Source organism: Sandaracinus amylolyticus (assembly GCF_000737325.1).
GTDB lineage: Bacteria > Myxococcota_A > Polyangia > Polyangiales > Sandaracinaceae > Sandaracinus > Sandaracinus amylolyticus.
The window spans coordinates 5,584,992-5,599,926 of sequence record NZ_CP011125.1 but is presented as its reverse complement, the minus strand read 5'-3'; the positions used below and the strand labels follow the sequence as shown (position 1 = coordinate 5,599,926).

The following is a 14,935-nucleotide window of genomic DNA, read 5'->3' as shown; positions in this document are numbered from 1 at the left end:
GCGCGCGGAAGGTGGCTCGCATCGTGCGATGGGGCGCGGTCGTCCTCTTCTCGATCACCGAGGTGCTCATGAGATCCGCTCGTCCGGCGCACGTCCTCCGCGCGCCGGAGACTCGCGTCCCCGCTCTCGCGCTCGTCCTGGGGCTCGTCGTCCCCGCGATGCTCCTCGCCGGCTGCGACTGCAGCGGTCGCATCGACGGCGGGGGCACACCGTGCGTGACGAGCGCCGAGTGTCCGACCGGGAGCGCGTGCGTCGACGGCGTGTGCGACGGCACCGGCACGACCGACGGAGGCGCGATCGGGTCGTGCACGTCGGATCCCCCCGTGCCGGTCGCCGAGGCGTGCAACGGCCGCGACGACGACTGCGACGGACAGATCGACGATGGCGTGCTCTCGAGCTGCGGCGACTGCGATCCGTCGTGCGAAGGAGAGCACCTCGGGCCGGGCACCGGCACGCCGTTCGATCCCGAAGGCCACACCGACGGGAGCGAGAGCGAGGGCGTGGGGCTCGACGACGACGGCGCGATCGTCCTCGACTCGCGGCGCATCGAGACCGCGTTCATCTGGATCGCGAACACCGGCGACGGGACCGTCTCGAAGGTCGACACGCGCACTCGCGTCGAGGTTGCGCGGTATCGCACCGGTCCCGCGGGCGGCGCCGACGATCCCTCGCGGACCTCGGTGAACTCGCTCGGCGACGTGTACGTCGCGAACCGCGCGGGCCGCAGCGTCACGAAGATCTCGGTGCTCGGCGCGGACTGCACCGACACCGACGGCGACGGCGTGGTGCGCACCTCGACCGGGCCGACCGACGTGCTGCCGTGGGGCCAGGACGACTGCGTGCTGTGGAACGTGTCGCTGCCCGATGGCGGCATCCTCCGCGCGCTCGCTGCGCAGGACACGCTCGGACCCGACGGCGAGATCATCACCGCGGTGTGGGTCGGCGGTTGGGAAGGGCTCGCGTGGAAGCTCGACGGCGAGAACGGCGCGATCGTCGTGCGCACCGCGTCGCCGACGAACAACTACGGGTTCGCGCTCGACGGCGCGGGGAACCTCTGGATCGCGGGGCGCAGCGCGCGCGTGCTCGGGCGCATCGACACGCGCCGCTGCCTCGACACCGCGAGCTGCGACGTCGCGCCGTGCGGCGACGACGGAGACTCGTGCATCAAACAGCAGGTCTCGATCCCCGAGGGCCACAACCCGTACGGGATCACGGTCGACGCGGATCAGCGCGTGTGGGTCGCGATGCACGGCACCAGCACGATCGGCCGCTACGATCACGACGCGGCGGGCGCGCGGTGGACGTTCGTGAACGTCGGCGTCGACTGCCACGGGATCGCGGCCGACGGCGCGGGCTGGGTCTGGGCGGCGGGATACGGCGCGGGCGTGGTGCGGCTCGACGCCGACGATCCGACGATGTTCTCGATCGTCCCGGGCACCGACGGTCGCGGCAGCAAGGGCATGGCGATCGACTTCGACGGCCAGGTCTGGTCGATCAACCAGGGCACCGACGACGCGACCGTGATCGAGCCGGGCGCGACGCTCGGCGATGCGACGGTGACGACGAGCGTCGTGCCCGCGGGCATCGAGCGCTACACGTACTCCGACATGACGGGGCAGCAGCTGCGCCTCGCGACCGATCCGCGCGGCTGGTATCGGCGGCCCTTCGAGGGATGCCCGGAGGGCGCCGACGTCGAGACCGAGTGGCGCGAGCTGCGCTTCGAGGGATCGATCCCGCCCGGCACGCTGATGCGCTTCCGCGTGCGCACCGCGGCGACGCGCGAAGCGCTCGCGAGCGCGATGTGGATCCTCGTCGGCGAGGCGCCTCCTGCGACGTCGCCGCTGTCGATCGACGATGCGCTCGTGGCGGCGTCGGTCGAGCCGCAGCGATGGATCGAGGTCGAGGTGCAGCTCGAGGCGATGCGCTCGAGCGCGACGGAGATCATCTCGCCGCGCCTCACCTCGCTCACGGTCACGCGCCAGTGCGGCTCGCTGGTGTTCTAGTTAGTCGAGGATCTCGTCCACCGGGCGCAGGAGCGGCGGCGGCTCGGGGTCGTCGATGCGCTGCCTCAGGTTGACCTCGATCATCCGCGAGATCGCGCGCAGCGGGAGGTCGTTCGGGTCGGTGCCGAACGGCATCTCGATCTCGTCGCCGACCACGTCGAGCCCGAAGAACGCGTACGCGACGATGCCCACCGCGAACGGCGTGTAGATGCCGATCTCGTCGACGAGCCCGAACGGGAGCACGTAGCAGTACACCGCCGTGATCCGGTGGATCAGCGTGGTGTACGAGAACGGGATCGGCGTCGCCTTGATGCGCTCGCAGCCGCCCTGGATGTCGGTGAGCGACGTCATCGACTGCTCGAGCACCGGGAGATGCATCGTGTGGATCCACCCGCGCTGCCACGCCGCGCGGATGCGCTCCGCGGTGCCCTGCGTGATCGCGAACGGGCGGTTGCTCTCCTTGCGCAGCTGCTCGATCTCCTCGGCCGGCAGGAACGGCGCGAGCTGCGCGAGGTCGTCCTCGTCGCGCAGCGCGAGCCGCAGCGCGTGCGCGAACGCCGCGATCCGCAGCACGATCTCGCGCTGGAACGCGCGCAGCTCGCCCTCGTCGACGCGCGCGCCGTCGGGCTGCGTGCCGATGATCGTCAGCACCTGCCGCGTGAACGTGCGCGTCGTGTTCACGAGCGCGCCCCAGAGCTTGCGGCCCTCCCACCAGCGGTCGTAGCTCGCGTTGTTCCGGAAGCCGAGGAAGATGCCGAGCGCGACGCCGACGAGCGTGAACGGCAGTGGCTTCAGGTTCGGGTGCCAGTCGTGCAGCTCCTCGAGGATCGTCACGAAGATCGAGACGATGAGCACGCCGGCGATGCGGTACTTGGTCCGCGGGAGCTCGCTTCCCTTGTACGCGAAGACGAGACGCCACCACGAGACCTTCGACGGGACCAGCATCCGTGCGCTTCCTCCGCGGGCCCGTGTGTATCACGAACCCGCGGAGCAGACGCGGTCACAGCCCCATCTGCTTCGCGACGATGATCTTCATGATCTCGTTGGTGCCCGCGAAGATGCGTTGCACGCGCGAGTCCATGAAGGCGCGCGTCACCGGGTACTCGAGCATGTAGCCGTAGCCGCCGAAGAACTGCAGGCACGTGTCGATCACGCGCTGGCTCATCTCGGTCTGCCAGAGCTTCGCCATCGAGCACTCTTTGACGAGGTACTTCCCGCGCACGTGCTCGGCGACGACCTTGTCGAGGAACGCGCGGCCGACCTCGCACTCGGTCGCGCACTCGACGAGCTTGAACTGCGTGTTCTGGAACTTGCTGATCGGCTTGCCGAACGCGGTGCGCTCCTGCGTGTAGCGCACCGTGTCCGCGAGCACCTGCTCGGCCGCCGCCTGCGCGCCGATCGCGACGACGAGGCGCTCCTGCTGGAGCTTCTGCATCAGCATGAGGAAGCCCGCGCCTTCGTCGCCGAGCCGATTCTCGGCGGGGATGCGGCAGTCCTCGAAGTGCAGCTCGCTCGTGTCCTGCGAGGCCATGCCCATCTTCGCGAGCTTCTTGCCCTTCACGAAGCCGGGCCGACCCGCCTCGACGACGAAGAGCGACATCGAGCGGTGCGGATCGCCGGGCGCGTTCTCGGTCTTCGCGACGACGATGCACAGGTCGCAGAGGATCCCGTTCGAGATGAACGTCTTGCTGCCGTTCAGCACGTACTCGTCGCCGACGCGCTTCGCCGTCGTCGCGACCGCCGCGAGGTCGGAGCCGGTGCCGGGCTCGGTCATCGCGATCGCGGTGACGAGCTCGCCCGAGGCGCAGCCGGGCAGCCACTTCTTCTTCTGCGCGTCGTTCCCGAACGCGTGGAGGTACGGGACGATCACGTCGCTGTGGAGCGGGATGGCGAAGCCCGACTCGTAGGTCTTCGCCATCTCTTCCATGATCACGACGGAGTGCAGGAAGTCGCCGCCCGCACCACCGTACTGCTCTTCCATCCACGGGCAGAGGAAGCCCTCGGCACCGGCCTTCCGCCACGCATCGCGATCGACGATCCCGCTCGCGCGCCAGCGCTCCTGGTGCGGGATCACTTCCTTCTCGAGGAACTTGCGGAAGGACTTACGGAAGAGCTCGTGCTCCTCGGAGAACAGAGTGCGATCCACGGCGCGCCTCCTCGGCTGAACGGCGATTCAGTCGAGGAGGATACCAGACGCTAGAGCTCCATCCCGGCGCGGATGCGCAGCGTGGCGTGCGCGACGTGGAGATCCGCGAGCGCCTGGATGCGCAGCACCTCGGCCTGGAAGAGATCGCGCTCGGCCTGGATCAGATCGAGCTGCGTCGCCGCGCCCGCCTCGAAGCGCACGCGCGCGTCCTCGGCCGCGCGCTGCGCCGACGCCACGCCCGCGGTCGCCGCGTCCGTCCGTGCGCGCGCCGCGCCGACGCGCTGGTACGCGTCGAAGATCGACGTCTCGGTCTGCTGCACCGCGCGCTCGAGCTGCACCTCGGTCACCTCGGCCGCCGCCTGGCGTGTTCCGATCTGCGCCGGACGCAGGAAGTCGAGCGTCCACACGGCCTGCACGCCGAGCGCGTACGACCAGTTCGCGCCCTGGAAACCCGCGGCGTTCGAGCCGCTCTCGCGCGCGTAGCCGCTGATGATCGGCAGCAGCGACGTCCACGCCGTGTCGGCCGCGATGTCCGCCGCGCGCGACGCCGCGCGCGCCGCGCGCACCGCCGGGAGGTCGCTCGAGTTCGCCATGTAGGCGTCGAACGGCTCGAGGTGCGGCGGCACCTCCTCGAGCGACGGGCGCTCGTCGATCGGCGTGAGGCCCGTGAGGTTCTCGAGGTTGCGCGCCGCGAGCACCACCGCGAGCCGCGCCTCGGCGAGCGACTGCTGCGCGCGCGTCACCTCGGTCTCCGCGCGCGAGAGCTCGAGCTGCGCCGCGACACCGACCTCGACGCGCGCGGCCGCCGCTTCGCGGTTGCGCTCGAGCGCCTCGAGGTTGCGCTCCGAGGCCTCGACCACCGCGCGCGAGCCCACCAGCTGATGCCAGATCTGCACGATCGCGACGGCGACGTTCTGGTCGGCGAGCTCGAGCCGCGCCGACTGCGAGTCCGCGATGGCCTCGGTCTGGAAGAAGACCGACCAGCTGCCGATGTCGATCAGCGGCACCGTCGCGGTGAACTGCGCGGTGAGCGAGTCGAAGGGCTGGATGACCACCTGTCCGCCGGTCACCGGGTTCGTGAACCCAGCCTCGAACTCGTTGCGCTGGTAGCCACCCTGCGCGGTGAAGCTCGGCAGCAGCCGCGCGCGCGCTTCGTCGACCTGCGACTGCGCCTGGCGCAGCGCCGCGCGCGCCTCGCGGACGTCGAGCGAGCCGGTGCCGCGCGCGGCGAGGAACTCGCGCAGCGGCTGCTGCGCGTGGGCCCCGGTTGGCGAGGCGACGAGCGCCGTCACGAGCGCGACGAGCGAGAGGACGGGAACAACACGATCCATGTCGAGGGCCTCCGTGGGGTCCGAGCTGCTTGACGTCGAGAGCGCCCGGATCCAATGACTGACCGACCAGTCAATCAACGCGTCGAGTTTCTGATGCCGCGCTCGCCGAAAGACAACCAGGAGATTCGTGATGCCCGCCGAGAGGAGATCCTCGCGGCGGCGGCCCGGGTCTTCGCGGCGAAGGGCCTGTCGCAGTCGAAGATCTCCGACATCGCGGCGGCCGCGAACCTCTCGCACGGCCTCGTGTATCACTACTTCGACAGCAAGGACTCGATCTTCGGGGCGATCGTCGACCAGATGATCGCGAAGATCGACGCGGATCTCGCGTCGGACGGCGAGCTCACGGCGTACCAGCGGCTCGTCGCGGGCATCGAGCGCTCGCGCGACCGTGTCTGTGCGGGCGGCCTCGAGCCGGGCCGTGTCGTGGCGCAGGCGATGATGCAGGGGGTCATCCCCGATCACCTGCGTGGTCGCATCCACGAGCACTTCGGTCGCCTTCATCGCCGCATCGCCGAGCGCATCGAAGAAGCCCAGCGGGACGGCGACATCGAGCCGGATGCGGACCCCGTCGAGCTCGCCTCGGCGCTCGTCTGCCTCATGCGTGGTCTGTCGATGCGCGCGCCCGACATGCCGCACCTCCCGTTCCCCATCCCCCGGACGGACACGATTCTTCGTTTGCTCCGTCCGTCGTCAGCCCCACAAGACACGCGCCGTGCAACCCCCCGCGCGGCACGAGGACCGAATGCACGTCGCAGATAGGTACAGAAGACTCGCGATCACCCTCCTCCTCGCGTCGAGCCTCGCGGCGTGCGGCGGCGGCGGCGGAGACCACGCGCAGGCCTCGCAGCGCTCCGAGGCCGAGACGCCCGCGGTCGCGGTGCGCACCACGACCGCCCAAGGTCGACAGCAGCCCGTGACGCTCACGCTCGACGGCACCCTCGTCGCGGACGAGGAGTCGCAGCTGACGTCGGTCGTCGCGGGTCGCGTCGTGGAGGTCCTCGTCGAGCGCGGCGCGGTCGTCGAGGAGGGGCAGCCCATCGTGCGGCTCCGCGACGTCGACTACCGCCTGCAGGCGCAGTCGGCGCGCGCGCAGGTCGAGCAGGCGCGCGCTCGCCTCGGCATGGAAGAGAACGGCCCGGTGCCGCGCGCCGAGGACATGCCCGACGTGCGCGCCGCGCAGTCGGCGCTCGAGCTCGCGCAGGCGAACCTGCAGCGCGCGGAAGAGCTCGCGCAGCGCGGCGTGCTCGCGCAGCAGGCGCTCGACGAGACGCGCACCCGCGCCGCGCAGGCGCGCGAGCAATACCAGACGACGCTCAACAACGCGCGCGCGTCGATCTCCTCGCTCTCGGCGGCGCGCACGACGCTCGCGCAGGCCGCGACGTCCGCGTCGGAGGCGACGGTGCGTGCGCCCTTCTCGGGCGAGATCGCGAGCCGCAACGTCTCGGTCGGCGAGTACGTCACGCCGCAGTCGCCGATCGTCAGCCTCGTGCGCACCGATCCGCTTCGGATCGAGGTGCAGGTGCCGCAGCAGCACCTGATGGCCGTGCGTCCCGGGCAGACCGTGCGCATCGCCGTCGACGCGGTGCCGGACCGCACGTTCGAGGGCACGGTGCGCTACGTGAGCGCCGCGGTGCAGCGCGAGACGCGCGGCCTGACCGTCGAGGCCGTGGTGCCGAACCCCGAGCGCCTGCTGCGCCCGGGCCTCTTCGCGACCGCGCGCATCGAGACCGGCTCGCAGCAGGACGTCGCGGTGGTCCCGGCGTCCGCGGTGATGACGGAAGCGGGCGTCGATCGTGTGTTCGTCGTCGTCGACGGAGCGATCGAGGAGCGCGTCGTGTCGATCGCGGAGCGAACCTCCGAGGAGATCGTCATCGCCGAGGGCCTGCGCCCGGGCGAAGAGGTCGCGACCGACTCGCTCGATCAGCTCGGTGACGGTGTGCGCGTCGCGCCCGCGGGCGCGGCCACGGCGACGGCGCCCAGCGCGCCGACGCCCCAGCCCTGACGTTCGAGAAGGAGAAGCTCAGCGATGCAGTGGCTGGCCCAGGTCTGCGTACGTCGCCCCGTGTTCACGTGGGTGCTCGTGCTCTCGCTCGTCGTCGTCGGCGGCGCGAGCTTCTTCGGTCTCGGCGTCGATCGCTTCCCGAAGATCGACTTCCCCGCGATCATCGTGACGACGGTCCTGCCGGGCGCATCGCCCGAGCAGATCGAGACCGAGGTCACCGAGCCGATCGAGGAGCAGCTGAACTCGATCAGCGGCCTCGACGAGCTCACCTCGAGCTCGTACGAGGGCTTCAGCGTCGTCGTCGCGCGCTTCGATCTCGAGAAGGACGTCGGCGAGGCGTCGGAAGAGGTGCGTGACCGCGTCGGTCGCGTCGTCTCCGAGCTGCCCGAGGGCGTCGAGCAGCCGCGCGTCGAGCGCGTCGATCCCGACGCCGCGCCGATCATGTACGTCGCGGTCCGCACGAACCGCAGCGCGCGCGAGGCGACCGACTTCGCGGATCGCGTGCTGCGCCGCCGCATCGAGTCGATGAACGGCGTCGGCGGCATCGCGATCAGCGGCGCGCGCGAGCGCGAGATCCAGATCGTCACGGATCCCACGCGCCTCGCGTCGTTCGGTCTGACCGCGCGCGACGTGCAGGTCGCGCTCGCGCGCGAGAACGTCGAGATCCCGGGCGGCAACGTCGAGCAGGGCACGCGCACGTTCCAGCTGCGCGTCGCCGGGCGCATCGAGAACCCGCAGGACTTCGCGCTGGTGCCGATCCGCGAGCGCGAAGGGCGCGTCATCCGCGTCGGCGACGTCGCCCAGGTGCTCGACGCGGGTGAGCAGCCCGAGTCGAGCGCGACCATCGACGGCGAGAGCGTCGTCGTCCTCTCGATCCGCAAGCAGTCGGGCGCGAACACCGTCGCGGTGATCGACGCGCTCCGCGGGCGCATCGCGGAGATCCAGCGCGACATCCCGCCGAGCTACCGGCTCGAGATCGTCCGCGACGAGAGCGAGTTCATCCGCAACTCGATCCACGCGGTGCAGGAGCACCTCATCGTCGGCGGCTTCCTCGCCGCGCTCGTCGTGCTCCTCTTCCTGCGCAACGGTCGCTCGACCGTGATCACCGCGCTCGCGATCCCGACGTCGATCATCGCGACGTTCGCGCTGATCGCCGCGCTCGGTCTCACGCTGAACGTCATCACGCTGCTCGGCCTGACGCTCTCGGTCGGCATCGTCATCGACGACGCGATCGTCGTCCTCGAGAACATCGTCAGGTACATCGAGGAGAAGGGCTACGACCCGAGGCGCGCCGCCGTCGTCGCGACCAAGGAGATCGGCCTCGCCGTCCTCGCGACCTCGCTCTCGCTCGTCGCGGTCTTCCTCCCGATCGCGTTCATGGGCGGCATCATCGGCCGCTTCATGTCGAGCTTCGGCTACACGATGTCGTTCGCGATCATCGTGTCGCTCTTCGTGTCCTTCACGCTGACGCCGATGCTCTCGTCGCGCTGGCTGAAGGGCCCCGTGCGCGCGGGCCGTCCCTCGCGTCCCTCGCTCGAGCCCGAGACGCCGGAGGAGGACGACCTCGAGATCCCCGACCCCGCGCCCGGCGATCGCCGCGCGGAGCGCGAGACGTACCTCGCGTGGCAGAAGGGCCAGCGCAACGTCGAGGACCTCTCGGAGGTCGCGGGCGGTGCGCACGAGAGCGGTGGATGGCTCTACCAGCGCATGGAGCGCGCGTACATGTGGCTCCTCGCGCTCTCGATGCGGCACCGCTGGGCGGTCGGCATCGTGCTCGTGATCTCGCTCGTCTCGCTCGGGCCGATGACCGCGGCCGTGCCGAAGAACTTCCTGCCCAACGAGGACGAGTCGCGCTTCGAGATCACGGTGCGCGCGCCCGAGGGCACGTCGCTCGCGCAGACGCAGATCGTCAGCGAGCGCATCGCACGCGCGGTGCGCGAGCTCCCCGAGGTCGACCAGACCGTGCTCACCGTCGGCGCGCCGGCCGGTGATCCCAGCGGCCGCGGTGCGAACCAGTCGTCGCTCTACGTCCGGCTCGTGCCCGCGGATCGCCGCGAGCGCTCGCAGGACGAGACCATCGAGGCGGTGCGCTCCGACGTGCTGCCGCGCGTCACGCCGGAGGGCGTCGACGTGCTCGTGAACCCGGTCGCCGCGTTCGGTGGCTCGGGCCAGCAGGCCGCGCCGATCCAGTACGTCCTCTCGGGCCCGGACCTGAACCAGCTCGATCAGTACGTGCAGCGGATGCTCACCGAGGCGCGCCAGCTGCCCGGCGTCGCCGAGGCGAGCACGTCGCTCGTCACCGGCCGTCCTGCGTACGAGATCCAGGTCGACCGTCGCCGCGCCGCCGATCTCGGCGTGAGCGTCGTCGACATCGCGAGCGCGATGCAGCTCATGGTCGGCGGCGTCGAGGTCACCGACTACAGCGAGGCGGGCGAGCAGTACGAGGTCCGCGTGCGCGCGGACGCGGACTTCCGCAGCCGCCCCGAGGACATCGCGCAGATCACGGTGCCGAGCGCGACCGGCCAGGCGGTGCGCCTCAGCGACGTCGCCGAGATCGTGCCCACCACCGGTCCGGCGTCCATCCAGCACCTCGGCCGACAGCGCCAGGCGACGATCTTCATCTCCACGCGCCCCGGCGCGTCGGAGCAGGCGATCGTGCAGGGCCTCGAGCAAATCCGCGCCGGCCTCGACATGGAGCCGGGCTACGGCTCCGCGCTCTCCGGCCGCTCGCGAGAGATGGGACGCGCGCTCCAGAGCTTCCTGATCGCCGTCTTCCTCTCGTTCACGTTCATGTACCTCGTGCTCGCGGCGCAGTTCGAGAGCTGGATCCACCCGGTGACGATCCTCGCGTCGCTGCCGCTCACGCTGCCGTTCGCGATCTTCTCGGTGCTCGCGCTCGGGCAGTCGCTGAACATCTACTCGATGCTCGGCGTGCTCGTGCTCTTCGGCGTCGTGAAGAAGAACTCGATCCTCCAGATCGATCACATCCGCGGGCTGCGCCGGAAGGGCCTGTCGCGCGCGGACGCCGTCATGCTCGGCAACCGCGATCGACTGCGACCCATCCTCATGACGACCATCGCGTTCGTCGCGGGCATGGTGCCGCTGCTCGTGTCGAGCGGCGCGGGCTCGGGCACGAACCGCGCGATGGGCTCGGTCATCGCGGGCGGTCAGACGCTCTCGCTGCTGCTCACGCTGATCGCGACGCCGGTCATCTTCTCGTGGCTCGACGACCTCTCGCACTCGCGCGTGGTCAAGTTCGGCGGGCGCGTGATGTTGGCCCCGTTCCAGCTGGTGGATCGCCTCGTGTCGAAGAAGGAGACGCACGCGCCCGCGCACGCCGCACACCCGGCGCACGACGAGCGTCCGCGCGATCTCGAGGCGTCGGCCGAAGAAGAGTGAGCGCGCGTCCCGCGGGTCCCGGACGGAGCGCGCGTCGCGCGCGGACGTAGGGACCGGCGGGCGAGCCGATGTGTCGAAGTCTTCGAGGTCCTCGCGCGCGGTCCCGAGCACGGGCCCGCGCGCGTGGTCTCTCGACGCGCTCGCCGCGACCAGCGCACACTCGGGCGCGTGGCACGCAGCGCGTTCCCTTCGGACCCGAGCGGATTCGCCGATCCTCCGTGGAACGCGCCGCTCGACGCACAGGCCGCGATCCGCGCGATCCCCGAGAGCTCGACCATCGCCGGGATGTACCTCGAGCCGCTGGTGCGCGAGGCGCGACGTCTCGGGCGCGCGCTGCCGTCCGCGCGGCAGCGCTACGTCGCGTTCCAGTTCTATCCGCTGCGCGAGCACGTGACGGTGCTCGTCGAGGGCACGCAGGCGCTCTTCCCGGAGCTCTCGATGCGCGAGGCGCTGCGCAAGCTGGGTCGCGGCGCGCCGAGGGCGCTGGTGCAGACGACGCTCGGGAAGATCGTGCTCGGCACGGCGGAGGGCGTCCTGCAGTCGCTCGACGCGATCGCGAAGACGTACAACACGAACATCAAGCCGGCGCACGCGGAGATCGTCGAGTCGGCGCCCCAGGCGGCGGTCGTGCGCCTCGAGCGCGTGCCGTTCCTCCTCGACTCGCACCACGTCGGCGTGCTCGAGGGCGCGATGAGCTACGCGGGCGTGCGCGGGACCGTGAAGATCCGGATGCGCGCCGCGGACGCCGCGGACTTCCTCTGCGAGTGGTAGCCGCCGCGCACGCGCCACATCGATCGCGGCGGCATCACGGACGCCGAGACGCGACCGGGCACCACGCGCGCGCAGACGCGCCCCGCGCCGGCTAGTAGTTGTGCAGGACCAGCGACGGGTCGCCGCCGCGCTCGGCGACCATCGCGCGGAGCTCCTTCACCATCGCGCTCTGGCCCACCGCGACGAACGCCGCGCGCCCGAAGTCGCGCACGCGCTCGAGCACCGCGTCCTGCGCGCGCACCCCGCTCAGCGTGCCGTCGGGGCGCGGGAACGAGTAGTGGAGGCGCACGTCGACGCCGCGATCGCGCCAGCGCTCGACGTCCTCGGGGATCGCGAGGTGCGCCTCGCTGCGCAGGCCGTGATCGAGCGACAGCGCGCCCCAACGGCCGCGCTCGCGCAGCACGCTCTCCAGCGCCGATCGCACTGGGGCGATCGCGGTGCCGGTCGCGACGAAGTACAGGTCCCGGCCCGCCGCGCGGTCGAGCGCGAAGCCTTCGCCGGCAGGCATCGTGACCTCGAGCGGGCTCCCGACCGCCATCGCCGCGAGACGATCCGCGGCCTCGCCGCCCTCCGGGTTCGGCGTGCGGATCAGGAAGCGCAGCGCGCGCTCGTGGGGCGCCGAGAGCATCGCGAAGATGCCCTCGTGCAGCGGGCCGCCCTCGGTGCCCACGCGCACCCTGCAGAACTGTCCGGCGCGCTCGAAGCGCTCGAGCGCGCCCTCCGGCGCGTCGAGCTCGAGCGTCATCTGGTCCGCGGCGACCGGGCTCCGCGCGCGGAGCGTGCTCGGGGCGTAGGCGCTGAACTCGGGGAGAGGCATGCGGTGCTCGAAGAGCCGTACCGCGTGCCGCCTCGCACGTCGAGAGCCCAGACCGCGCGATGCGCACCGAGCGAGAGCAAGCGGGGTTGGGGCCCCGCGCGCAGCGTTCGGGGCGGGGGGCCCGAGCCGGCTCCGCCGGTCGGGGGGAGGGGGCTTCCGAAGACCCCTCCCGCAAGGAGCCGAGAGGGACGTTCTCTACTGCTCGAGGCGACGCTCGATGATCGCGCGGCGGCGCAGCTCTTCGAGGAAGAGCTCCTCCTGCCGCGTCATCGCCTCCTGCATCATCTCGCGGTACACGTCCATGCGGACGTCGTCGTACGCCGGCAGCGCGTCGCTCGCGAGATCGCGGTTCACGAGGTGCAGGATGAACACCGCGTTCGACGCCTCGCTGCGCACCGGCGCCGAGACCTCGCCCTCCTCGAGCGTCAGCAGGACCTCGGAGAGCTCGGGCGCGAGGTCGCGCTCCGAGATGCGGCCCGTCGAGCCGCCGCCGTGCTCGTCCATCGCGCTCGCGAAGTCGTCTTCGCTCTCGATGCCCGCGCGGATGTCCTCGGCGTCGCGCATCGCCTGGTGGATGTCGGTCGCGCTCGCGTCCGCGGGCAGCGGCAGGCGGATGTACTCCGCCTCGAACGTCGCCTCGCGACGCGCCCGCACCGCCATCTCGTCGTAGCGCGCGCGGACGTCGTCTTCGGTGATGTTCACGCGGCCGCGCACCCGCTGGTTGAGCACCTTGAGGCGCAGCAGCTGCTGGCGGACGTCGCGACGGTACTGCTGCGGCGTGAAGCCCTGCGCGCGCACCGCCTCCCAGAACTCGCGCTCCTCGAGGCCGCTCTGGGTCCGCACGTTGTCGATCGCGGTCGACACCTCGGACGTCGAGACCGTCACGTCCTCTTCGTCCGCGGCCTGCAGGATCAGGCGCTCGTCGATCATTCGATCGAGCAGCTGCGTGTAGATCTGCTGCACCGCCTGCATGCGCTGCGCTTCGGTCGGCGCCTGCATCGCGCGGCGCAGGAACGGCGCGGCCTTCTGGCGGAGGTCCGAGAGGAAGATCGCCTCGTCGTTCACCACCGCGACGACGCGCTCGATCACCTCGGCGTGTGTGGTCGCGGCGACCGAGAGCGAGAGCAGCGACGACGCGAGGACGAGCCCGACGAGTCGACGAAGGGATGTGCGGCGCGTCGTCATCGGCGTGCTCACTGCGGCGCCGGCGACGGCGCTGCGGGCGACTGCGGGCGCGGGCGGCGCGGCGTCGGCGTGGTCGCGGGCGGCGTCGTCGGCTCGGGGGTCGTGGGCTGGGTCGGCGTCGCGTCGGCGGGCGCGTCGATGTGCACCTGCGACAGGAGGTCGAGGTTCTCCTCGACGTCGGCCTCGCCGCGCAGCCGCGTCACCAGCTCCTCGACGGCCTGCTCGCGGCGCTCGCGCCACAGCCGGTGGCGGATGGGACGCGTCGCCTCCTCGAGGCTGCGGCTCAGCGCGGCGCGACGCCCCGTGAGCTTCACGATGTGGAACCCGCGCTCGGTCTGCACCAGCTCGGGGTGCACGCCGCCGATCGTCGGGATCGAGAACGCGGCGCGCGCGACCTCGTCGGGCACCGCCGGATCCTCGGGCTGGCGCTCCTCGGGGCGCGAGAAGAAGCGCAGATCGCCGAACCGATCGCGCGTCTCCGCGTCCTCGTTGTGCCGCTCGGCGAGCTCGCGGAACGCACGCACGTTCGTCGGGTCCTCGAGCACCTGGCGAAGCACGCGCTCTGCCGTCGCCCGGCTCCGGATGAAGATGTGGCTCGCGCGCACCTGCTCGGGCTTGTTGAACTCGCTGCGGTGCGACTCGTAGTAGCGCCGCACGTCCTCGTCGCTGACGTCCGAGAGCTGGATGCGATCCTCGTACTGCTGCTTGAGGAAGCGGCGGATGAGGATCTGCTTCCGCGTGCGCTGCACGTCGGGGAGCTCGTCGAAGCCCTCGCGGTCCGCCTCCTGCGCGAGGAGCTCGAAGCGCACCATCTGGTCGATGAGCTCGCGGCGGCGCTCCGGGCTGTTGTAGCGAGCGCGGAGGAACGGGCCCTTCGACGCGATCTCGTCGGCGAACTCGCCGACGGTGATCGTGCGGTCGCCGATCTTCGCGAGCGCCTCGGCGGCCTGGGCCTCGGTCAGGCCGTGGCGCAGCGTCGGCTCCGCGGAGGTGCCCGTCTGGGTGGTGGCCGCGGGGGTGTCGCCGTCGTCGCCGCACGCGAGCGCGATGGAGCCGAGGGCCGAGAGGGCGAGGAGGATGAGAAGGCGCCGATGCATGGGCGAAGCGTGGGGACGGGTACCACGTGGGCTCGGCCGAAGCCAGACCCGGCGTTGCGCGCGCGCCGCGGTGCGTGACGGGCGCCGCCGGGCCGGATGCCGCGCTTCCGAGGCTTCCGACGCGCGCCGGAGGCTTCCGACGGGCGCCAGCGGGCCAGATGGCGCGTTCTCGCGAGCTTCCGAC

At 71.3% G+C, this 14,935-nt stretch carries 11 protein-coding genes; 5 read left to right on the top strand and 6 right to left on the bottom strand.

Features of this window, described 5'->3' with window-relative positions:
• Positions 1–68 precede the first annotated feature (68 nt).
• A complete protein-coding gene (locus DB32_RS23665; RefSeq protein ID WP_157069327.1) occupies positions 69–2,003 on the top strand; it encodes a hypothetical protein in 1,935 nt (644 codons plus the stop codon).
• Here the strand turns inward: DB32_RS23665 and DB32_RS23660 are convergent, their stop codons facing one another.
• The 3 genes from DB32_RS23660 to DB32_RS23650 are packed head-to-tail and all read right to left on the bottom strand — an operon-like array spanning position 2,004 to position 5,480.
• Positions 2,004–2,948, bottom strand: a complete 945-nt coding sequence (locus DB32_RS23660) for a bestrophin family protein (protein WP_075097602.1) — start codon at positions 2,946–2,948, stop codon at positions 2,004–2,006.
• Between the two features lie 55 nt (positions 2,949–3,003).
• Positions 3,004–4,149, bottom strand: coding sequence for an acyl-CoA dehydrogenase family protein (locus tag DB32_RS23655; RefSeq protein ID WP_053234911.1), 1,146 nt, complete (start codon positions 4,147–4,149; stop codon positions 3,004–3,006).
• Positions 4,150–4,199: 50 nt separating this feature from the next.
• Entirely contained in the window at positions 4,200–5,480 is a 1,281-nt protein-coding gene (locus DB32_RS23650) for a TolC family protein (RefSeq protein WP_053234910.1), read from the bottom strand.
• Positions 5,481–5,534: 54 nt separating this feature from the next.
• Here DB32_RS23650 and DB32_RS50285 point away from each other — a divergent pair, with 54 nt between their 5' ends.
• The 4 genes from DB32_RS50285 (at position 5,535) to DB32_RS23630 (ending at position 11,652) form a co-directional block, all read left to right on the top strand.
• Entirely contained in the window at positions 5,535–6,239 is a 705-nt protein-coding gene (locus tag DB32_RS50285; RefSeq protein ID WP_083457676.1) for a TetR/AcrR family transcriptional regulator, read from the top strand.
• The gene (locus DB32_RS23640; RefSeq protein ID WP_053234908.1) at positions 6,223–7,482 is read left to right on the top strand and encodes an efflux RND transporter periplasmic adaptor subunit; all 1,260 of its coding nucleotides are present in this window, start codon (positions 6,223–6,225) and stop codon (positions 7,480–7,482) included. The genes DB32_RS50285 and DB32_RS23640 overlap by 17 nt, the downstream gene beginning before the upstream one ends.
• A gap of 24 nt (positions 7,483–7,506) precedes the next feature.
• On the top strand, positions 7,507–10,881 hold the full coding sequence (locus DB32_RS23635; RefSeq protein ID WP_083457671.1) for an efflux RND transporter permease subunit: 3,375 nt from the start codon (positions 7,507–7,509) through the stop codon (positions 10,879–10,881).
• A 168-nt stretch (positions 10,882–11,049) separates the two neighbouring features.
• Entirely contained in the window at positions 11,050–11,652 is a 603-nt protein-coding gene (locus DB32_RS23630) for a DUF2378 family protein (RefSeq protein ID WP_053234906.1), read from the top strand.
• Between the two features lie 91 nt (positions 11,653–11,743).
• On the opposite strand, the gene DB32_RS23625 is transcribed toward DB32_RS23630, so the two are convergent.
• From DB32_RS23625 to DB32_RS23615, 3 genes are all read right to left on the bottom strand, one after another.
• On the bottom strand, positions 11,744–12,469 hold the full coding sequence (locus tag DB32_RS23625; protein ID WP_053234905.1) for a ferredoxin--NADP reductase: 726 nt from the start codon (positions 12,467–12,469) through the stop codon (positions 11,744–11,746).
• Between the two features lie 195 nt (positions 12,470–12,664).
• Entirely contained in the window at positions 12,665–13,654 is a 990-nt protein-coding gene (locus tag DB32_RS23620) for a SurA N-terminal domain-containing protein (RefSeq protein ID WP_157069325.1), read from the bottom strand.
• Positions 13,655–13,662: 8 nt separating this feature from the next.
• The gene (locus DB32_RS23615) at positions 13,663–14,751 is read right to left on the bottom strand and encodes a peptidylprolyl isomerase (protein ID WP_053234903.1); all 1,089 of its coding nucleotides are present in this window, start codon (positions 14,749–14,751) and stop codon (positions 13,663–13,665) included.
• Positions 14,752–14,935 lie beyond the last annotated feature (184 nt).

Coding starts and splice junctions, on each gene's coding strand:
- DB32_RS23650 (WP_053234910.1), bottom strand. CDS start 5,480: ATGGATCGTGTTGTTCCCGTCCTCTCGCTCGTCGCGCTCGTGACGGCG.
- DB32_RS23625 (WP_053234905.1), bottom strand. CDS start 12,469: ATGCCTCTCCCCGAGTTCAGCGCCTACGCCCCGAGCACGCTCCGCGCG.
- DB32_RS23640 (WP_053234908.1), top strand. CDS start 6,223: ATGCACGTCGCAGATAGGTACAGAAGACTCGCGATCACCCTCCTCCTC.
- DB32_RS23615 (WP_053234903.1), bottom strand. CDS start 14,751: ATGCATCGGCGCCTTCTCATCCTCCTCGCCCTCTCGGCCCTCGGCTCC.
- DB32_RS23660 (WP_075097602.1), bottom strand. CDS start 2,948: ATGCTGGTCCCGTCGAAGGTCTCGTGGTGGCGTCTCGTCTTCGCGTAC.
- DB32_RS23635 (WP_083457671.1), top strand. CDS start 7,507: ATGCAGTGGCTGGCCCAGGTCTGCGTACGTCGCCCCGTGTTCACGTGG.
- DB32_RS23620 (WP_157069325.1), bottom strand. CDS start 13,654: ATGACGACGCGCCGCACATCCCTTCGTCGACTCGTCGGGCTCGTCCTC.
- DB32_RS23665 (WP_157069327.1), top strand. CDS start 69: ATGAGATCCGCTCGTCCGGCGCACGTCCTCCGCGCGCCGGAGACTCGC.
- DB32_RS50285 (WP_083457676.1), top strand. CDS start 5,535: ATGACTGACCGACCAGTCAATCAACGCGTCGAGTTTCTGATGCCGCGC.